Raw genomic sequence first — 19,604 nt, forward strand, 5'->3', positions numbered from 1 at the left:
TGATTTTTGTGATAAGTTCGACCACTCTATATTGAGTGGTCGTTCTTTTTAGACGTTATAAAAACAAATAAGTGAGGAAAATACGATGAAGAAACCAGGTCGTTTTTTAGCACCGATTGTCATTGCGGGAATTACGGTAGGTTTTTTAGCAAGTGCTTATAAATTTGTGTTTAATAAATCTAACTCATCAAAACAGGCAACAACTCATACTCGTAATTCTGAAAAATCATCAAATGATTCGAAAGCCTCAAATTAGCTTATTGATCATTTAAACGTATTGTGCTGCTGCATAAGCGGAAGACCAAGCCCATTGGAAGTTATAACCTCCTAAATGGCCAGTCACATCAAGTACTTCCCCAATAAAAAACAGTCCTTTCTGCTTTTTACTTTCCATTGTTTTGGAAGATACTTCACTTGTATCAACTCCACCTAAAGTAACTTCGGCAGTACGATAGCCTTCTGTGCCTGATGGTTTCACAGCAAAACCATGTAGTTGCTCGGCAATATGATCTAGCTGTGCATCACTGATATTACCAATTACTGTCTCGCTCTGCTCTGGCCATATAAGTTGTTGTAACTCTTGTACAATACTTTTTGCCGTAAATTCATTCAGAAGAGTACGCAATAAAACTTTAGGTTTGGCTTTCTTTTTGTCTTTTAAATAATTTGCTAAATCTTGGCTCGGGAAAAAGTCAATTTTAAAACTTTCACCGGTATTCCAATAGTTTGAAAGCTGTAAAGAACTTGGACCACTCAAACCACGATGCGTAAACAATAATGCTTCAGTAAAGCTATTCTTCGAGTTACTTAGAGTCACATCTAGAGCATTACCACTTAGGCGTGTAGTGACTTCTTTAATATGATCTGAAAAAGTAAATGGGACTAAACCTGCGCGAGTTGGGAAAACCTGATGTCCAAATTTTTGTGCCAGTTCATAGCCAAATCCAGAACCACCCAAAGTTGGAATGGATAAACCACCTGTAGCAACCACTAATGACTCACAGCTAAATCGGCCTTGGTTTGTGTGTACAGTAAAACCGCCTTTTTCTAATGGATCAATCTGTACAGCTTCACATTGAGTTTGGATATCAACGTTATTGGTTTTATCACATTCACTCACTAGCATCTCTAAAATTTCTTTAGCGCCGTTCAGCGTGAATAATTGCCCGTGTTTTCGTTCTTCATAAGCAATTTTATAATCACATACCAAACCGATAAAGTCCCAGTTGCTATAGCGTGATAGGGCAGAAATAACGAAGTGTGGATTATGAGAAATATAGTTGTCAGGCTCTACATACAGGTTGGTAAAGTTACACTTACCACCGCCCGACATTAAAATCTTTTTACCAATTTTATTGGCTTTTTCTAAAATTAAAACCGAGCGCCCTCGTTTAGCAGCATGTGCAGCCAACATGAGTCCAGAAGCACCTGCACCTAAGACAATGACATCGACATGACTGTTAGACATAAGAGATTCTCGATTAATCGTGAAAATTTTAAAGGGGCATATACTATCATGCCGAGCCTTAGTCATGCTAAAGACATTTACTGCTATGCAGAGTAATGTGCACTAAAAGCTAATAAGTTATTGATGTGATTTATTTCTTATATCTGCCTGTAAACCACCAGAATGAATTGCCAGAATGCGAGTTCCTTCAGAAAAGTAATTATTCTTTATAAGATCAAACAGACCGAACATCATCTTTCCCGTATAGATGGGTTCAAGTGGTACCGCATGCTGCTCTTCAAAACTGTCTACAAATGCCAATAATTCGGGTGAAGTTTTTGCATACCCACCACAGCAGTATGCATCTGTCACAGACCAGTTCTGTTTTTTGGTCCACTGCCGAATTTCTTGTTGTAAAAAGTCACCTTTTAAAGCCGAAAACCCTAAGACTTTTTGATCGGCTGAACTTCTTTCAATAAGACCCGAAACCGTTCCGCCAGTTCCTACTGCACAGCAAATCACGTCATATTGATTTAAATCACTTTGGCTAAGAATTTCCTGACAACCTTGAACTGCCAATTCATTGGTGCCGCCTTCAGGAATAATGAAAATTTCAGGAAATTGATGACGTAATTGTTGAAGATAGTTTGCATCATCTCGTAAGCGATATTCATTGCGTGAGACAAAATGTAGATGCATTCCTAAACTTTGAGCTTTTGCTAAGGTTGGATTCAGAGGTTTGTCAGCTAACTCTTCACCACGAATAATTCCAATACTTTTTAAGCCAAAAAGATGAGCGGCATAGGCAGTCGCGGCAATATGATTTGAATAGGCCCCTCCAAAAGTCAAAATGCTCGATAAACCTTGTTGTTTTGCGACAAGCAGATTGTATTTTAGTTTGAAAAATTTATTGCCCGAAATTTGAGGATGAACTAAATCTAATCGCTTAATGTCGAGATGAACTAGAGAGGAGAGTTCAATATGCTGATAGGAAACAGGTTGGGCAATGTGATCAAACATTAGAAATTGAGAAAATTAATGATTGATCACATTGTAGCTTTTTAAATAGAGCTTTAAAAAGCTGTTTACGAATTTGTATCGACAGAAGTAATTACTGACATGCCAGGGCGTAAGTGTTCCATTCCTTCTTGATTTGGATCAATGGTAATGCGTACGGCAATTCTTTGAACCACTTTGGTAAAGTTTCCTGTTGCATTGTCAGGCTTTAATACACTGAACTCAGAACCCGCAGCAGGTGAGATCTGCTCAACATGCCCTGTAAATTTTTTGTGTTTCATCGCATCGACTGTAAACCATGCTTTTTGCCCAATTCGCATATTGGCAATTTGGGTTTCTTTAAAGTTGGCAATCACCCAAGTTTGCTGTGGAATGAGGTAGAGTAATTGTGACCCTGCTGCTACATATTGCCCAACACGAGGGTTCACCTCACCAAGTTGTCCATCCATTGGAGCAACAATGACACTATAGTCTTTGGTAGTTTGTGCCTGATCTAGTTGTGCTTTAGCACTGGAAACTTGTGCTTCTAAGCCAGCTTCCGCGACCTGCGCCGTTTTAAGTGCTTCTTTGGCAACTAAAAGATTGGCTTCTGCCTGCTTCAGTGCTGCAAGGTTATTTTCAGCATCTGCTGCGGCTTTATCTTGCTCAGATTTAGAAGCTGCTCCACTATTACCTAACTGTTGATATCGTCTAAGCTGTGCTAAAGAAAGTTCATATTGAGCTTTAACTTGATCTACTTTTGCTTGTGCAGCCACAATATCAGCTTGTTTTTGAGCAATAGACTGTGTCTGATTGGCTAAAGTATTTTTAGCTTGTTCAACTCCAGAAGCCGCTTGCGTTACTTTTTGGTCGTAGGTGGTTGCATCAATATGCATTAATACTTGACCCTTTTTAACGTGGTCAAAGTCCTTAACTAATACATCTTTAACATAGCCATTAATTTGCGACGATAAAATCGTTGTTTTACCTTTAACATAACTATTGTCAGTTTGCTGAACGCTCGTTGCGAAGGGTCCGATTCTCCATGCCCACAAAATCACTAAAATACCGACAATGAGCACAACTAGCATCCATAATAAAGTTGAGCGTTTTGTTGGAATCAGTTTGCTCGCAGGTGCCGGTTCGTTAGATGGAGCGGGAGCTGCTTGAGGTGGAGCTTGTTCCGGTTTGTTTTGATCATCTGACATATATCAATCTCAATTTCTATTTCATCAATAAAGAAGCCGTTAAGGACGGCTAATTCCTCTACGTTGTAGATATTTACTTCGTGCAATATTAAAACCACCCCACAAGAGTAGTGCGACAGCAAAAATACCGTTTAATGCAATAACGTCATTGTAGGCACGCACTTGCGCTTCACGAGTGACCACTTGATTAAGTGAGCGCATGGATTGGGCTGTTTGTAATGCTGGGTCAGTAGTCGTAACTGATGCACTGCGTTGATATGTAGAGAGCCTTTGAGCAACTAGAGGATCTGCTTGTTCCAAATCTTTAATAATCTCGACTTGATAGTTTTGTGTGCGGTGTTGTTGATAGGTCGAGAAGAATGAAGACCCGACAAGGCCGCCAAATGTTTGAGTTGCAGAGAACAGCACAATAAAAGTCACCACATACGAAGGACCTTTAGCCAAAGTTTGCGCAAAGCCAATCAGGAGCAATGGCCCAATAAATAAACCACCTGCAAAGCCTACTAAAAACTGACTTGCAAAGAAGTTCACAGGTCGGACATCACTGGTTAAGTGATAATCTAGTCCACATGCGACTAAAATTAAAAATTCTGCAAAAAGTAAGTGGAAGATAATCCGTTCGCGTGAAAAAGTCAGTGCACTAAAAAGTGTTCCGCTTAAAATCCCTATCAATATGACCACATAGAGTGGAACAAATTGGTCTGGACCCATCCCCATTGTTTTTAAGAAGTTAACAGCTGCGTAGCTTTGTTCTGACATTAAAAGTCGAATAGCAAAAGCACCAAAAATGAAGCGTAGGGTCGAAGCGGCGCCTAACCAGCGTGTCATAATTAATGGATTGGCGCGATAGTGCTCATAGAGCAAACCAAGAACAACTAAGCTAAAACCTGCAATTAAGACGTAAGCAAGCCATTCACTGTTAAACCACCATAAAATTGGACCTTGTGTGAGTACAATACATAAGCAGGCAAAGCCAGGCGCTAATAAAGCAAAGGTAAAGAAATCTTGCTTCTCAAAAACATAAATTCTTAAGCTACGTGGTAACTTCAATGAAACGACCATGGCTAAACAACAAAGTGCTAAGCCGAGCTCAAAGGTATATAGAACAGACCAACTATCTGTATTTACGAGAAATGGAGAAATAATCCAAGCTAATGGCACACCAAGTTGCTGAAAACCAAAGGCAATATATATACCTTTTGCCATGTCTGCTTTTTTAAAAGCTTGCATGGTGTAATACATACCTAGTGAGCTTAATGGCGCACCAGCTAAACCAGCTACAACCCGCGCAAATAGGGCCATTTCATAAGTATGCACAAAAATATGTAATACCAGAACTGCAATAAAAATCACGAGTCCTATTTCCGAAAATACTCTCAGGCCATACTGTTGCCGGGCTTTAAATAAAATCAGGTTTGAACTGACATTTGCCATGACATAAGCAGCAGGCAACCAAGCCGCTTCGGAAGGAGTTAGTCCATACTCACCTTGGATTAAAGGTAGATTTGCCGTAATAAAACCATTACTTAAGCTTGCCGAAAGGGCGATAAATAAACCAATAAAAAAGTAAATAAACCGCTTAGGTACAGAGTGTGCAATAGCTGCTGGTGAACCAGGTAAAGTCGGTTGCTCTTCTGGGGTCCAGTCGGGTGGTGTTTCTAAGTAACGAGGCGTTTTACTCATTCTATCCCTCGAATTTTTTGTATTTGAATACCATGAAATAGTAATTCAATTGCTCGTTTTGCTAAGCGAGTCTGTTCTTCTGGTTCATGTCCTTGAAATGAAGAACCCAACATTGCTGTGACCATTGCATAGTCATCGGCGGTCAGATCAGCTCGGCACAATTTTTGTTTTATCGCATTTTCAATCAGTGGGTTAAGTGCATTATTTCGCCGTTCATAAATTTTTAACATAATTGGATCTTGTCGATCAATCACTCTCCAAAAATCTTGCAAAATTGCGAGCTTGGGAAGTTGCCCAATATGTCCTTCAATTAAACGAAATAAACCATCTTCGAATTGTTGAAAATGAGCTGCTTTTTGCTCTAGCTGTGTAATCGCGCGTTCTAAAAGTGCACTAATTAAAGCTTTTCGATCACAAAAATTACGATAGAACGTCGCTCTGCCTACACCAGCGTGGTCAATCACAACTTGTAAGGGAACATTAATGCCATGAATACGAAAACATTCTTCGGCTGCATTGAGTAATTCATCCCGATTATGGGCTGCAATTTTTTGACGTTTACTCATGTCATCGGTTTGGGGTGTTCTAAAGGTTATATATTTAACGGACATTTTTGTCCGTTGTGAAGATTTAAATTGTAAAAACATGAAAATTCAATTTTCATCATTTATATCTTCGCCATTTTTATATGTGTCACAAAAAGCTGTTAGAATACCGCGCAATTGCGTGATGCTAGGTCAATACAATGTTTGAGTCCCTTATTCCTCTTTTTTCAATTGCGATGGCATTGATGCTTGGAGCAATAAGTCCTGGGCCAAGCTTTATTTATGTTGCACAAAATTCAATTTCTAAATCACGTAAACATGGTTTGTTTACCGCTTTAGGGACGGGGACAGGTGCAGCGCTTTTTGGTCTATTAGCAGTTATGGGATTGCAAGCAGTTTTATTGGCGGTGCCTTCTGCTTATCTAATTTTAAAAATTGGTGGTGGTCTATATTTACTTTGGCTGGCCTTTAAAATTATTAAACATGCTAAAGAACCAATTGCGATGGAAAACGATGGCAAATCGAAAATGACTTATAAGCAGGCATATCGATATGGCTTAATTACCCAGTTAAGTAATCCAAAAATCGCAGTCGTGCTAGCGAGTGTATTTACTGCTTTGTTGCCAAAAGAAATCCCTAATTATTACTATGTCGCATTACCAGTGATTTGTTTTATGATTGATGCGGGTTGGTACTCATGTGTGGCAATGCTGCTCTCTTCAGAGAAGCCTAGAACAATGTACTTAAAAGCAAAAACTGCCGTTGACCGAGTAGCTGGAAGTATTGTGAGTGTATTAGGCTTAAAGTTAATTTTCTTCAAATGATAAGTCTTTAATTAAAATATCTAAAAAATCCAAAGCCAGCTATTTATAGTCTGGCTTTATTTTTTGCGTAAAATACATACAAATTGAAATATCTTTTTTAGCACTTAAACACTTTAAAAGTGGTAACTTAATAAATAAAACAAAAAGAAATGAGGATCACGTTATGAAAAAACTAATGGTGAGCATTTCTGTAGTTTTTCTCATCTTAACTACAGGATGTGAGATGAGAACGATGAGCAAGCAACAGCCAGCAAATGAGCGGACCATGAGTATTGTGGGTACTCCGGTTCATGAAAAGGATTATAAAATTTCCGATATACAAGTGAATAATCATGAGCAAGCTAACTATTAAGTTACTTGCTGGATGTGCAACTTACTGTATTTTGAATATGGTAAATGCGTGTGAGCCTGCTTCTTTAGATTGGGAGCTTTTTCAGGAAAAATATGATTTAAATCATGATGGCATGTATAGCCAAAAAGAATTTCAACGGGTTGAAGACTTTTATCCTTATAACTGGCCGAGTGATAAGCGTTTTCAAGGTGAAAACAAGCAGACAGAGCTATTTCATTATTTAGATGAAAATAAGAATGGCTATTTAACAAATGAAGAGTTGGGAAATATACACGTTTTATTTAATAACCCTTGCGAAGGGTGGCCGTGGTCATAATTTAGTAAGCTTTGTTTAAACTTATTCAAAGCCCTTAAAAAATAAAAAAGCTCCCAATTTAGGGAGCTTTTTTTGAAAGCAGATTAAGAAACTTTATCGCCAGGTTTTGCACCGCTGTCTGGAGAAATAATGAAAATACCTTCACCATTTCCAGCAGCAAGTACCATGCCATTTGAAATACCAAAACGCATTTTGCGTGGTGCAAGGTTAGCAACCATAACAACTAATTTACCCTTTAGGTCTTCTGGTGCGTATTGGCTACGAATGCCACTGAATACATTGCGTGGTTCAGCTTCACCAACGTCTAAAGTAAGTTGTAGTAGTTTATCTGAACCTTCAACTGTACCTGCTTCAATGACCTGAGCAACACGTAAGTCAACTTTTAAGAAATCTTCAATACCGATAATTTCAGCTTCACCAACTGCTGGAGTAGGCGCTGCTTTTTTCTCAGCTGCTTTGTCTTTTTTCACTGCCGCTTTTGTTGCTTCTGGAGCAGGAGCACCTAAAGACTCTTTAGAAGCATCAACCATAGCTGCAACAGCTTTTGGATCAACACGCTGCATAAGCGGTTGGAACTGCGCAATCTCATGGCTTACAAGAATTTGTTTGCGTGACTCGAAATCGAAGCTTTCAAGTTTTAAGAAATCTTGAACTTGTTGAGCTAAAGTTGGCAGAACTGGAGCTAAGTACACTGCGAGTTGACGGAATAAGTTGATACCCACAGAGCAGACGTCAAGAACTTGTTGCTCTTGACCTTCTTGTTTAGCAAGTGCCCAAGGCTTTTTCTCATCAATATATTGGTTTGCACGGTCAGCTAGCGCCATAATTTCACGGATCGCCGCAGAGAATTCACGTGCTTCATATGCAGCAGCGATTGAATCGCCAGCATCAATAAAACTTTGTACTAAATCAGTTTCTGCACATTGAGCAGATAACGTATTGTTAAAGCTGCTGTTGATGAATTTCGCACAACGGCTAGCAATATTAACGACTTTACCGACTAAGTCTGAATTTACTTTTTGAACAAAGTCATCAAGATTTAAGTCAGAGTCTTCAACTTTATCTGAAAGCTTAGATGCAAAGTAATAACGTAAATATTCTGGGTTTAAATGCTGTAAGTAAGTCTCGGCCTTAATGAAAGTACCACGTGACTTAGACATTTTTTGTCCATTTACAGTCAAGAAACCGTTTACAAATAATCCTGTTGGGGTGCGATAGTTCGCACCTTCAAGCATTGCAGGCCAGAATAAAGCATGGAAATAAACAATGTCTTTACCAATAAAATGATAAACATCATTTTGGCTATCTTTTTTCCAGAAATCATCAAAGTTCAAATCTGGGCGTTTAGCTTTGATATAGTTTTCAAAACTAGACATATAACCAATTGGGGCATCTACCCATACGTAGAAATATTTATTTGGTGCGTCTGGAATTTCAAAGCCAAAATATGGTGCATCACGAGAAATATCCCAGTCTGCTAAACCAGCTTCAAACCATTCATCTAACTTGTTCGCAATTGAAAGAGGTAAACGACCTTCATCACGCGTCCATTTTTGTAAATATTCAGAGAAGTTTGGAAGCTTGAAGAAATAGTGATCTGATGATTTTTCAACTGGTGTTGCACCACTTAAAGTCGAACGCGGGTTAAGTAACTCAGTTGCATTGTAAGTTGTACCGCACACTTCACATGAGTCGCCGTATTGATCTTCTGACTTACATTTTGGGCATGTACCTTTAATGAAACGGTCAGACAAGAACATCCCTTTTTCTGGGTCAAATAATTGAGTTACAGGACGAACTGCAATATTTCCAGCGTCACGGTTTTTAATATAGATATCTGTTGAACGTGCTTTGTTTGCATCGCTATGCGTTGAATCGTAGTGATCGAAATGTACGCCAAAACCGTCAAAATCACGGATGTGTTCTTTTTGAACATTCGCAATTTGCTCTTCTGGGCTAATACCATTTGCTTCGGCACGTAGCATAATTGCTGTACCGTGAGCATCATCCGCACATACATAAGCCACATCATGACCCATTGCTCGCATGGCACGAACCCAGATATCTGCCTGGATGTAACCGAGTAAATGACCCATATGAATTGGACCATTAGCATAAGGGAGGGCATTAGTGACTAAAATTTTACGCACGGATTTCATTCTCTCATTCGTATTTATAAGGTGGAAGATTTTAACTGATGCACGGAGATAAGCAAAGATTAATAATCTCCGGCTTGGCATAAGAGATTTCTATTAAAATGGATTTTGGCTAGAGGTGGTTTCTCTTTAGAACAGATAAACAAATCGAAAAATATTTGAATCTTCCTGTATTGTCTTTGTTTCAAATTGCAGTTACGGTCAGAAAATAAGCCATAACGATGTATAACTAATAACTTATTCAGGTAATTTTTTAATTAACTATGAGGATAACAACGATGACTACAGAAAATAAATTAGATGAACTAAAGGCAAAAGCGGCTGATGCAAAAGTACAAGGTGAAAAAGCTTTGGACGATTTAAAGGAAAATGTAAAAGAGAAGCAAGCTGCTGGTAAAGAAGCAGTTGAAGATAAGGTAGACCAATTAAAGGCAAAAGCAGCTGATGCGAAAGTACAAGGCGAAAAAGCTTTGGATGATTTAAAGGAAAATGTGAAAGAAAAACAAGCTTCTGGTAAAGAGGCTCTTGAAGAAAAAGCAACTGATTTAAAAGGTAAATTTGAGGATGCTCAGCATAGTCTACAAGACAAGTTTGATCACTTGCGTACAGAAGCAGCTCATAAACTTGACGATGCTAAAGCCAAAGCTGCGGAATTAAAGGAAGAGGCTGCTACAAAATTTGATGAGTTGAAAACGCAAGCAACAGCAAAACTTGATGAGTTGAAGAAAACTGCAACCGATAAACTCAATAAATTAAAGAATCATGATTCTGCTGAATAAGCTGATTTAAACTAAAATCTGCACTCCTTACCTAAAAGATGAGATCTGAAGTGAGTAATTATTCATCCCAAGGTGAGCGAGTGTGGAGCAATACTGTTACACTATCTCCATTAAGCTGTAATGATCTGTTTTTGGAGTAAACAATATGTCTTGGCTTTCTTCATTAAAGTCCGTTTTTTCACCCGCACAAGAGGTGAAAGAAGATGAAATCCAAACCGTACTCCAAAATTATTTATTACCGCATTCAAAAGATGCTTTAAAGGAGCGCATTAGTCAGCTTCAAGTTCAGGGTCGTGTATTACAACTTACGATTAATACATTTCCTGATGAAAAAGAGCATTTGCAGCAAATCCATGATGATTTAGCGGGTGCATTAGAAAAGTGCGGTATTGAAGAACTTAATTTACACGTGGTTCAACAAAAGCGCCCTACACAAGAAAGTTCAAATTTACCTCCTGTACTTGACGCCTCACCTAAATCAGAACCAGATCCAAATAATCCACCGATTCAAAAAGCCGCTCTGCAACAAAGAGATGTTCCACTTCACCCTCGCATTAAGAATGTTATTTTAGTTTCATCAGGAAAGGGCGGCGTTGGTAAATCGACAACTACGGTTAATTTGGCGCTTGCCTTGCAAAAAATGGGTCTTAAGGTTGGGGTATTAGATGCTGACATCTATGGTCCAAGTATTCCCACAATGCTAGGAAACGCTGGTAAAACCCCACTTATTGAAAGTGAAAATTTTGTACCTTTAGATGCTTATGGTATGGCTGTGCTTTCTATTGGACATTTAACTGGTGATAACAACACACCTGTTGCATGGCGTGGACCAAAGGCAACAGGCGCTCTAATGCAATTGTTTAATCAAACACTTTGGCCAGATTTAGATGTGCTCATGATTGATATGCCACCGGGTACTGGTGATATTCAACTTACGCTTGCACAGCGTATTCCGGTTACAGGCTCAATCATTGTGACTACTCCCCAAAATGTTGCCTTGCTTGATGCCACCAAAGGAATTGAATTATTTAATAAAGTGGGTATTCCAGTATTAGGTGTCGTTGAAAACATGTCGACTCATATTTGTTCAAACTGTGGTCATGAAGAGCAAATTTTTGGTATCGGTGGTGGTGATAAGCTTTCCGAGCAATACCATATTCCATTGCTAGGCCGTTTGCCTCTAAATGCTCAAATACGTGAACATGCTGATCAGGGTAAACCTAGTGTTGTGGCAATGGATGATGCAGCTGATAGTTATATTGAGATTGCTAAAGCAGTCTGGCAGCAGATTGAAAAAATCCCTCAACGCACACGTGATGATAAGCGTATTTTCTAATTTATTAAAACCCGGCTTTAAGTCGGGTTTTTTATCATCTGATTAAAATAAAAATTTAAATTACTGAATCCTAATAACAAAGCTGAACTTGAAATTGGCATGTAGATTGCTACCTTACACTTTTTAAAAAGAAAGGTTAAAAAATGCAATTTAAGTATAGTTTGGGCGTAATCAGTTTATGTAGCGCTTTATTTTTAGTTGGATGCAACGATGACAACTCATCTGCTTCACAAACCCCAACAGTTCAGGAACAAAAACAGAAGTTACAGCCGATCATTATTCAGGGTGCTTTGCCAGTAGAATCGGAAAAAATGGCTTCAAAATTAGAGAATAAGACTATTGAAGAAATTGGTGGGTGGAAATTCTGGAAGGGTACCTATAACGGTTATCCAATGATTATTTCTAAAACTCGCATGGGTATGAGTAACTCTGCTGCAGCAACTGCTCTAGCGATTGAGCGTTATAAACCGATTGCGATCATTAATCAGGGAACTTCAGGTGGACATGATCCTGATTTGCACGTTTACGATATTGTTTTAGGAAAATATACAACCAATATTGGTGCATTTAGAACACCTAAACAGCCAGTGGGCGGTGGTTCAGACTCACTCACATGGGTTGAGGCTTTTGATGTTTTGCCAACTCAAGAATCAAATCCAGAACCGATTGCAATACGCAAATTTGAAGGTGACCAAGAGTTGCTAATGGCAGCACATAAAGTCCGTTATGATAAAGGTGATGTGGTTGAAGGAACGATTGGTTCAGCAGATGTCTGGAATAATGAGCTAGATCGTATTCAATTTTTCCATCAACGTTATGGTACTTCTGTTGAAGAAATGGAAGCGGCATCTGTTGCGCAAATTGCAAGTCAATTTAACGTTCCTTTCCTCGGCATTCGAATCTTATCTAATAATATTACCAATAATGGAGCTTATGACCCTGGTACAGGAGAGGCTTGCCAAGAATATGTGCTTAATGTGGCCGAAGAATATATGAAATCAAAACTGCCAAAATAATGATTTAACCCTATGCGAGAAGAGTGAAGCTTTTATAAAACCTCTTCTTGCTTCTTTTGACGATGTCTACTTTTCCAGTTTTTAACGACCATCCAGCGCCAGAAAATTTCTGTACATATATATAAAATGACAGCAAATACAAAAGCTTCTACAACAAGTCCAGTCATCAAGATTTTCGCAAGACTAAAATCAATGTGGCCATGGCCGAAATGAGTAATCCAACGAGAAATCTGATGCAATACACCTAGCAACATTTCTTTGTTAATCATATGCACATGAAAAATATGAGAACCGAACCAAAATCCAATATATAGAATAGGAACTAATGTAAGCGGGTTACTTAACCACGCGAGCATCAAGCTAATTGGTAAATTTACTTCAAATAGCAATACAGCCATCACAATAAATACGCTGTGAAAAGGAATAGGCAGTAAACCAAAAAAAGTTCCGACAAAAACAGCTCGGGTGATTGATTTTCGATTGACATACCAAAGCACAGGATTAAGGGTCTTTTTACCAAAAATCCTTAGAAATTTCATATTTGAAACTTTCTCGGGAGAGGGAAGCCAAGATTGAAAAAAATGCTTTGCCATAATCATTAAGGGTAGTAAAGCGCGATGCTCTATATAAAAAAATCAGAAACAATATATGAATTGAAACTTATTAAAAGCTTAAAATTTAAACTTACCATTGCTATATATTTTTTATTATAAAGACTTTTGATGGAAAAATAGACTTAAAATAAAAATACTTATGTTACTTAACTCATAATCTATTTGAAAAGTATAACAACTGACCGTAAAGTTTTCTTCTCGACTTTATGTGATTTTTGTATAAATAATTGTTTTTATATACTTTATTTTTGTCTTAAAAATAATTTGAAATACTTTGTCTTACAATTACCTTTTGCCTTGTGACAGGATATCTATTAATCTGAGATGACTATATTGTGAGGTCATTCAATGATTTCATGGCTTTTTATTGGCTTAGTAGCCACAATTTTACTTACTCCAGGTCCAACCAATACTCTGCTCGCTTCTTCTGGGGTACAAGTGGGCTTAAGGAAGTCAGTAAAACTTATTCCAGCAGAAGTTTTGGGTTATGTCATCTCTATTTCTGCATGGGGAATGCTGATTGGAAAAGTGTCTAGCACACTACCAATGCTGCCGCCTATTCTAAAGCTATTGAGCGCTTGCTATATTATTTTCTTAGCCATCAAGTTATGGCATACAGCAAATCAAGAAGTTGAATTAAATCAGCCAACGATTCGTGCTCGTGAGTTATTCTGCGCCACTTTATTAAACCCAAAAGCATTACTCTTTGCCTCAGCAATTTTCCCAGTAGCTGCATGGAGTAATTTTCATATTTATTTAATTCATATGATGGCTTACTTGGCACTTATTACCCCAATTGCATTGTTCTGGATTTTTTTGGGATCGGTTTTAGCATCTAAGAAAGTGGGTTGGTTAAATCAAACTAACTTGCAAAAAACAGCTTCACTTGTATTGGTCAGCTTTTCAATTCCAATTAGTTATTCTGCTTTACTGAACCTCTAAATGTGCAGCTGAGCTATTCTTATTTATTTGAGTAGCTCTGTGTTGTTTTCATAATTGGTTTTTTAAGTTAAAGTACGTCGAAATCAATGAATTTACCTTTTGGATAGAAAATACATGGCCATTAAGTCTGATCGTTGGATTCGCGAGATGAGCGAAAAACACGGCATGATTGAACCTTATGCAGAGAATCAAGTCCGTTTTGATGAAAATGGTGAAAAGTTGATTTCCTACGGGGTCTCTAGCTATGGTTATGATGTACGCTGTGCCCGTGAATTCAAGGTTTTTACAAACGTACATTCTGCAATTGTCGATCCAAAGAATTTTGATGACAAAAGTTTTATCGATATTGAGTCTGATGTTTGTATTATTCCGCCAAACTCATTTGCCCTAGCACGTACAATTGAATATTTCCGTATACCTCGCAATGTGTTGACAGTGTGCTTAGGTAAATCGACCTACGCTCGTTGCGGTATTATTGTAAATGTGACTCCATTAGAACCTGAATGGGAAGGTCACGTTACTTTAGAATTTTCAAATACCACTAACTTACCTGCACGTATTTATGCTGGGGAAGGCGTAGCACAAATGCTATTCTTTGAAAGTGATGAAGTATGTGAAACCTCTTATAAAGATCGTGGTGGTAAATACCAAGGTCAAACAGGTGTTACACTTCCTAAAACTTAATGTTCCCTCGATGAAAAGATTTTAAAAATAATGGGTCACTGAGGTGGCCCAATTTTATACATAAAATTTTTATGAGAAGCGTTTATCGGAATTATGATAAACGACAGTTTCCTTTTGTAAAAAATGATATAAAATGATCAATGATTGATTTGTTTTTTGCTCTGTATCACAGAATTTAAAAGCAAATAAAGTGGATATAGGCTCTCTTTGATAATGTTTAGTTAAATACATGATCAAATGTATATAGGCCAAATAAAAAGAAATTAAACAGGATTATGCCCCCACGGATACGGAGGTCGGCCATGCGACAGTTTACGTCTCTTCGAGTAGCACTTTTGACACTCGGAAGCTTATGTTTTTCTTCAGCTTACGCTGCTTCTACACTGGTGCCTATGTCTGATGCTGAACTATCAGCGACGCGTGGTCAAGCTTTAATGGGTATGTCTTATATTGCGCCTACAGATTCTGCAAGTAACTCAAGTTCAAATGGAAATATGGGGTTTTACCGACTTGCACTAGATGCCCAATTAGAAATTAATGCCAATATTAAAAAATTACAGTTAGGTTGTGGTGGTGTAAATGGCGCTGGTGCCTGTGATATTGACATTGATTATCTGAGTTTAAGTGGTGGCACAGTAGATAGTACTAGTACTGAGCGTGCCTCTTCTTCCGCTATCATTACCAATCCATTTTTAGAATTTGCTGTTAAAAATCCAGACTCGGCTTCTACACGTGAGATCCAAGGTTTTCGATTAAGTGCTAAGTCACTTTCGGGGTTACTTACTTTTGGTTTAGAAAATGGTGATGCTGCTAGTGGTATTAATTCATTAAGTGGATATATGGTCACTAAACCAACAGGGGGGACCGTAACTACGAATCCTTACTACGGTATTACCCAAGATGAGACAAATACGGCAATTACTGGTCGAGCAACCGTTTTAGGTAATTTATATACTGTCCCGTTTACATCTACTGGTTATAACTTGAATTTGGGGGCAGGTAGTGGAACATTGTCTATGGGGCAACAAATTATTACAGGTAAACGTATTAATACAGCCAACTTAAATGCGACTGCAAGAGTTGGTGGGCTAGCTATTACTGGAACTCTAGATGCTACAGCCTCTGTATTAGGGCTTCCTATTCCTATTTCTGGTAATGTAACTGGAACAGTGAATAATCTTGATGTAAATGTAGCTATTAAACAAAGTTTAGGTTACTTCCATGCTGCGCAATTAAATGGATCTGCTGGTTACCTATCAGTGCAAGGTGTAAATATTCTATGGCCCGAGGCTGCATCTACTGCACAAACAGGATGGTGGTTAGAGCTTACAAATCCGATTGATATTGGTCAAATTACTCCTGCTGGTAGCGTTGATATTGCGCTCTCTACTATTGTGGATGCTTTAGGGCAGGTAAGCGCGTATTTAGACAAAAATCCTGTGGACTGTGGACTTTTGGCCAGTAGTTGTTTAATTGCAGGAAATCTTCCAGTTGGAACAGTCGATTTAACAGGGAAAACCCCTGCTTCTATGGCTTTAACTAATGTTGTGTTGCAGAAACAGAGTTTTTCTTCTAACTGTTATGGTTCTTTAAAATTCTGTTAAATGCATCTCTTATTTTTCGTTCATCGGAAAAATGAGTTTTTGTTTATTTAATTTTGCATTTGAGTAAATATTCAGCATAATGGGAATGTGGAAAGGTTGGCAATTTTAAAGTTTGCCCCTTGTGAGAAGAAAAAGGAAATAATTTCATCTCGCATCAAGGACTGTTAAAGAAAAATAAATATGGTGCGCGGCATCGTATAAAACAGGAAGGTCACGATGACTACACTTAATTATACGGTAAGGTTTCAAAAAACCGTTTTAGCAAGTTTTATTGGACTTTTTTTAAGTCAGTCTAGCTTTGCTCTTGAAGAACTTTCTGATGCTGGTTTAAGTGAAACTACAGGCGAAGGTATTGCGATATTACCGCAAAATACATTCATGGTATTTCGTGGCGCTGGTCCAAATGAATCTGTAAATCAAATTATTACCGATCGTAGTAAAGATACTGGTTATATTAACTATGTACCTGTGGGGCCTTTGAGTGTTGCTGCAGCTGATACCAGTGGTAATGGTACTGTTGGGCCAGAAGACCGCGCAGTAGGTAAAGCAGATATATTTCTTTATGGATTAGCATTATCTAAGTCAGATGGCGATGCAAATTCGCGGATTGCTAACACCTCAGCCGCAGCAGCGATTTCGAGTTGGGGCACAGGAGCCAATCCTTGGATATTTAAGGTAAAAACTGCTACGAATGTTCCTAATTTTAGTACAACAGATAGCGGTGTTTACCCAGTAACGTATTTATCTTTAGAAGCTCCTCTATATCAACCATTAATTGATGGGGCAGAGGGAGCTGATGCATATAATTTAAAATTAGGGCTATGGGCTGATGCATTTGTACGGAATCCCAATGTTGTTGCTACAACAAATGGCTCTCTAGCCCAATTTCAATATGGTAATAGTAACGGGTTAATTGGTGCCAGTATTGATACAACTCGTGCTAACCGTTTACGTTTGCAAGGCATTCTAAATGGCTTTAGTTTAAATGGTAGCCAGATCAGTTTGTTTCAAACATTAGGTGGCGCAACTACTGCTGGAGGAATGAGCCCTTTTTATAATAATACTTTAGGAATGTCTGGACTAGTTCGCTTAAATACGGGTGATAGCAAAAATACCAGTATTGTGACTGAAAATGTTACGAGCCAGACCCAGACATACGCCACAAGTAGTAATAATGGATGGCAAACAGTACATGCAGGTGCAAACTCTACTTTAAGCACAAATACTACTGGAGATTGTGGTAACAGTGGTACTGGAAGTTTTAGTACATTACGTGGCTGCCGTTACTATGTAGAAAATCGAACCCGAACAGATACAAAAACATCAAATAAAACACGAATTGCCTTTAATGATACGAGCAAGGTATTACGTTTTAGTACACGTGAAACTTCAGACTCACCAAATGCCTCAAACAATTTATATACTCCTGCATTTGACTCTGCAGGCGCCGTAGCACCAAAGTTTGCTGATAGTGAAGGCTTATATCTCTATAACCCAAATATTAACTTGGTATTAGGTAATTTATATCAACCACTTATTTTAGGTTCCGACGGCAAAAACTTTAGTATTGAAATTGCACGAATTGCAAATAAACCAGAAATATATAAACAGATTTATACTGATTACACTGGTGCTGACACGACTTACAAAGGTTCTACATGTAACGTTTATTCGTGTGTTAACCCTACGCATAGTAGTATCACGATTGGTACCGTATATAGTCCTGATAATGGAAAAACCTTATTAGCAAATACTGGTGAAGGCGCAATTGGAGTTTCCTTTGGGCGTTTAATTTCAACTGGAACACAAGTTTCTGGAACTTCTGCTGGTAGTTTGGTATCACTGACTAATTCTGTTTCTGGTACCACTTCTGCCACAATGACAGAGGTCCGTTTTAAACAAAGACAACAGAATACCCAAATATGGAATCAAGAATATAGTTGTGGTTTATTTAATTCAAACTGTGGCTATAAAACAGCGGGTTATCTTTATCAGTGGGAGTATAACAAAGGGACTGGTGCTTGGGTCATTACAAATCCAACGCCAAAACCAGCTGATGCTCCGAAGTGCTCTGGTGCACTAGGATGTACGAGCACATCAGGTTCAACTCCAATGTATGGAGCTACTTCGAATCGTGATTGGACTAACTCCGCTATTCCATGGTTGACTTCAAGAAATGCTGTCGTCAACGATTTAATTGGTAGTAGTAATGGCACAACTGGGTACGTTATTCCTACAGCTAATCAAGCTCCAGCTTTGTCTAACATTAGTCCTTTAAATAACTTGGGATCTGCTTCAATCGACGGTGTTTTAATCCAGCACTTGAAACTTACAACTAAAGGTCTATAAGAGGAGGAGAATGCTATGAAAAAAATAAGTACTTTAATCCTCGCTCTGTGTGCAACGGTGACTCATGCAGAGCTACAAACTTTAGATAATGAAGCATTACAGGCGATTAATGGTCAGGCGGGTGCTGATTTATCTTTAATGCTCAATTTAAACCAGACAGCTAACGGTGTATTTGACAATAGTAGTGGTGGTGTCTGTGAGAACGTAGAGTTTTGCCATATTGGCTTGGCAATTAATAAGCGTTTTGTACAAGCAGATGCGACCAAACCAAGTGGTTGGGCCGAAAATAGTGATAGTGGTAATAAACTTTGGCTCGTATTTAAAGGCGTACAAGGTACTTTAAATATTCAAAAAATGGGTTTGGATGGCGCTGATTTAAAGTATTTGGATAAAAACAATACTGAAATGATTAAGCCTGCGATTCAACTGAGTTTTAGTGCAGCACAGCCAATTTTAATTCGTAACTTTGGTTTTAATGCTTTATCAATTGAGCAAGATAACTTTACCAGCTCAACGACAGCGCAAGGTTCGAGTGCAAATATGTATGATTATGCATATTTCAAAAAGCCAACTTATGCGGCCACTGCTAATAGTGCAAACCAGCAAGTTGCTACTGCAACACCATCGGTGTATGACCATGGACGTGAAACTGGTTTTATGGGCTTGATGATGAATGGGAATTTGGCTATCCAAGGAAAAGTCATGGTCTTTAGCTGTGATGGCAGCCATCCTCGTTGTTAAGGGGTAATGTAG

19 protein-coding genes are annotated in these 19,604 nt (G+C 38.4%); 12 read left to right on the forward strand and 7 right to left on the reverse strand.

Features of this window, described 5'->3' with window-relative positions; translation table 11 throughout:
* Nucleotides 1-85 precede the first annotated feature (85 nt).
* Nucleotides 86-256, forward strand: a complete 171-nt coding sequence (locus J655_RS24730) for a hypothetical protein (RefSeq protein ID WP_002120038.1) — start codon at nt 86-88, stop codon at nt 254-256.
* 12 nt (nt 257-268) lie between these two features.
* Here the strand turns inward: J655_RS24730 and J655_RS18205 are convergent, their stop codons facing one another.
* From J655_RS18205 to J655_RS18225, 5 genes are all read right to left on the reverse strand, one after another.
* Nucleotides 269-1,468: an NAD(P)/FAD-dependent oxidoreductase gene (locus J655_RS18205; RefSeq protein WP_005803266.1), complete on the reverse strand. Its 1,200-nt coding sequence runs from the start codon at nt 1,466-1,468 to the stop codon at nt 269-271.
* 117 nt (nt 1,469-1,585) lie between these two features.
* The gene (locus J655_RS18210) at nt 1,586-2,467 is read right to left on the reverse strand and encodes a 1-aminocyclopropane-1-carboxylate deaminase/D-cysteine desulfhydrase (RefSeq protein WP_005803265.1); all 882 of its coding nucleotides are present in this window, start codon (nt 2,465-2,467) and stop codon (nt 1,586-1,588) included.
* Between the two features lie 65 nt (nt 2,468-2,532).
* Nucleotides 2,533-3,651, reverse strand: coding sequence for an HlyD family secretion protein (locus tag J655_RS18215; RefSeq protein WP_005803264.1), 1,119 nt, complete (start codon nt 3,649-3,651; stop codon nt 2,533-2,535).
* 39 nt (nt 3,652-3,690) lie between these two features.
* The gene (locus J655_RS18220) at nt 3,691-5,334 is read right to left on the reverse strand and encodes an MFS transporter (RefSeq protein ID WP_005075215.1); all 1,644 of its coding nucleotides are present in this window, start codon (nt 5,332-5,334) and stop codon (nt 3,691-3,693) included.
* Nucleotides 5,331-5,900, reverse strand: a complete 570-nt coding sequence (locus J655_RS18225) for a TetR/AcrR family transcriptional regulator (protein WP_019767937.1) — start codon at nt 5,898-5,900, stop codon at nt 5,331-5,333. Before J655_RS18225 ends, J655_RS18220 begins: the two co-directional genes overlap by 4 nt.
* Before the next feature lie 179 nt (nt 5,901-6,079).
* On the opposite strand from J655_RS18225, the gene J655_RS18230 reads away from it, so the two are divergent.
* From J655_RS18230 to J655_RS18235, 3 genes are all read left to right on the forward strand, one after another.
* Nucleotides 6,080-6,703: a LysE family translocator gene (locus tag J655_RS18230; RefSeq protein WP_005071049.1), complete on the forward strand. Its 624-nt coding sequence runs from the start codon at nt 6,080-6,082 to the stop codon at nt 6,701-6,703.
* Between the two features lie 163 nt (nt 6,704-6,866).
* A complete protein-coding gene (locus J655_RS25415) occupies nt 6,867-7,055 on the forward strand; it encodes an NF038215 family lipoprotein (protein WP_005302999.1) in 189 nt (62 codons plus the stop codon).
* The gene (locus J655_RS18235; protein WP_005803261.1) at nt 7,036-7,371 is read left to right on the forward strand and encodes a hypothetical protein; all 336 of its coding nucleotides are present in this window, start codon (nt 7,036-7,038) and stop codon (nt 7,369-7,371) included. Before J655_RS25415 ends, J655_RS18235 begins: the two co-directional genes overlap by 20 nt.
* An 83-nt stretch (nt 7,372-7,454) precedes the next feature.
* Here J655_RS18235 and metG read toward each other — a convergent pair whose 3' ends face one another.
* Nucleotides 7,455-9,521 (reverse strand): methionine--tRNA ligase, encoded by a 2,067-nt coding sequence (gene metG / locus J655_RS18240; RefSeq protein ID WP_032052751.1) that lies wholly within the window; start codon nt 9,519-9,521, stop codon nt 7,455-7,457.
* 284 nt (nt 9,522-9,805) lie between these two features.
* On the opposite strand from metG, the gene J655_RS18245 reads away from it, so the two are divergent.
* The 3 genes from J655_RS18245 to J655_RS18255 all read left to right on the forward strand — a co-directional run bounded on the left by J655_RS18245 (nt 9,806) and on the right by J655_RS18255 (nt 12,658).
* The gene (locus J655_RS18245; protein WP_019767935.1) at nt 9,806-10,306 is read left to right on the forward strand and encodes a hypothetical protein; all 501 of its coding nucleotides are present in this window, start codon (nt 9,806-9,808) and stop codon (nt 10,304-10,306) included.
* A gap of 145 nt (nt 10,307-10,451) precedes the next feature.
* A complete protein-coding gene (gene apbC / locus J655_RS18250; protein WP_005803257.1) occupies nt 10,452-11,642 on the forward strand; it encodes an iron-sulfur cluster carrier protein ApbC in 1,191 nt (396 codons plus the stop codon).
* A gap of 143 nt (nt 11,643-11,785) precedes the next feature.
* Nucleotides 11,786-12,658, forward strand: a complete 873-nt coding sequence (locus tag J655_RS18255) for a 5'-methylthioadenosine/S-adenosylhomocysteine nucleosidase (protein WP_005803256.1) — start codon at nt 11,786-11,788, stop codon at nt 12,656-12,658.
* Nucleotides 12,659-12,690: 32 nt separating this feature from the next.
* Here J655_RS18255 and J655_RS18260 read toward each other — a convergent pair whose 3' ends face one another.
* Entirely contained in the window at nt 12,691-13,257 is a 567-nt protein-coding gene (locus tag J655_RS18260) for a DUF2062 domain-containing protein (protein ID WP_005803254.1), read from the reverse strand.
* Between the two features lie 363 nt (nt 13,258-13,620).
* Between J655_RS18260 and J655_RS18265 the strand changes: the two genes are divergently transcribed.
* The 5 genes from J655_RS18265 (at nt 13,621) to J655_RS18285 (ending at nt 19,592) form a co-directional block, all read left to right on the forward strand.
* Nucleotides 13,621-14,214 carry a LysE family translocator gene (locus J655_RS18265; protein WP_005071033.1) on the forward strand — a complete coding sequence of 198 codons (594 nt, stop codon included), beginning with the start codon at nt 13,621-13,623 and terminating at the stop codon, nt 14,212-14,214.
* Nucleotides 14,215-14,328: 114 nt separating this feature from the next.
* Nucleotides 14,329-14,898: a dCTP deaminase gene (gene dcd, locus J655_RS18270; RefSeq protein ID WP_003653416.1), complete on the forward strand. Its 570-nt coding sequence runs from the start codon at nt 14,329-14,331 to the stop codon at nt 14,896-14,898.
* 302 nt (nt 14,899-15,200) lie between these two features.
* On the forward strand, nt 15,201-16,502 hold the full coding sequence (locus tag J655_RS18275) for a hypothetical protein (RefSeq protein WP_019767933.1): 1,302 nt from the start codon (nt 15,201-15,203) through the stop codon (nt 16,500-16,502).
* Nucleotides 16,503-16,718: 216 nt separating this feature from the next.
* Entirely contained in the window at nt 16,719-18,851 is a 2,133-nt protein-coding gene (locus J655_RS18280) for a hypothetical protein (RefSeq protein ID WP_032052752.1), read from the forward strand.
* Nucleotides 18,852-18,866: 15 nt separating this feature from the next.
* Nucleotides 18,867-19,592 carry a DUF6160 family protein gene (locus J655_RS18285; protein ID WP_005803249.1) on the forward strand — a complete coding sequence of 242 codons (726 nt, stop codon included), beginning with the start codon at nt 18,867-18,869 and terminating at the stop codon, nt 19,590-19,592.
* The last annotated feature ends 12 nt before the right edge of the window (nt 19,593-19,604 follow it).

The organism is Acinetobacter sp. 1294243, assembly GCF_000588015.1.
In the GTDB taxonomy this organism is placed as follows: domain Bacteria; phylum Pseudomonadota; class Gammaproteobacteria; order Pseudomonadales; family Moraxellaceae; genus Acinetobacter; species Acinetobacter pittii.

Bases quoted from the DNA above. Each gene is read 5' to 3' on its own strand.
- J655_RS24730 (WP_002120038.1), top strand. From the start codon at position 86: ATGAAGAAACCAGGTCGTTTTTTAGCACCGATTGTCATTGCGGGAATT.
- J655_RS18205 (WP_005803266.1), bottom strand. From the start codon at position 1,468: ATGTCTAACAGTCATGTCGATGTCATTGTCTTAGGTGCAGGTGCTTCT.
- J655_RS18210 (WP_005803265.1), bottom strand. From the start codon at position 2,467: ATGTTTGATCACATTGCCCAACCTGTTTCCTATCAGCATATTGAACTC.
- J655_RS18215 (WP_005803264.1), bottom strand. From the start codon at position 3,651: ATGTCAGATGATCAAAACAAACCGGAACAAGCTCCACCTCAAGCAGCT.
- J655_RS18220 (WP_005075215.1), bottom strand. From the start codon at position 5,334: ATGAGTAAAACGCCTCGTTACTTAGAAACACCACCCGACTGGACCCCA.
- J655_RS18225 (WP_019767937.1), bottom strand. From the start codon at position 5,900: ATGAGTAAACGTCAAAAAATTGCAGCCCATAATCGGGATGAATTACTC.
- J655_RS18230 (WP_005071049.1), top strand. From the start codon at position 6,080: ATGTTTGAGTCCCTTATTCCTCTTTTTTCAATTGCGATGGCATTGATG.
- J655_RS25415 (WP_005302999.1), top strand. From the start codon at position 6,867: ATGAAAAAACTAATGGTGAGCATTTCTGTAGTTTTTCTCATCTTAACT.
- J655_RS18235 (WP_005803261.1), top strand. From the start codon at position 7,036: ATGAGCAAGCTAACTATTAAGTTACTTGCTGGATGTGCAACTTACTGT.
- J655_RS18245 (WP_019767935.1), top strand. From the start codon at position 9,806: ATGACTACAGAAAATAAATTAGATGAACTAAAGGCAAAAGCGGCTGAT.
- apbC (WP_005803257.1), top strand. From the start codon at position 10,452: ATGTCTTGGCTTTCTTCATTAAAGTCCGTTTTTTCACCCGCACAAGAG.
- J655_RS18255 (WP_005803256.1), top strand. From the start codon at position 11,786: ATGCAATTTAAGTATAGTTTGGGCGTAATCAGTTTATGTAGCGCTTTA.
- J655_RS18260 (WP_005803254.1), bottom strand. From the start codon at position 13,257: ATGATTATGGCAAAGCATTTTTTTCAATCTTGGCTTCCCTCTCCCGAG.
- J655_RS18265 (WP_005071033.1), top strand. From the start codon at position 13,621: ATGATTTCATGGCTTTTTATTGGCTTAGTAGCCACAATTTTACTTACT.
- dcd (WP_003653416.1), top strand. From the start codon at position 14,329: ATGGCCATTAAGTCTGATCGTTGGATTCGCGAGATGAGCGAAAAACAC.
- J655_RS18275 (WP_019767933.1), top strand. From the start codon at position 15,201: ATGCGACAGTTTACGTCTCTTCGAGTAGCACTTTTGACACTCGGAAGC.
- J655_RS18280 (WP_032052752.1), top strand. From the start codon at position 16,719: ATGACTACACTTAATTATACGGTAAGGTTTCAAAAAACCGTTTTAGCA.
- J655_RS18285 (WP_005803249.1), top strand. From the start codon at position 18,867: ATGAAAAAAATAAGTACTTTAATCCTCGCTCTGTGTGCAACGGTGACT.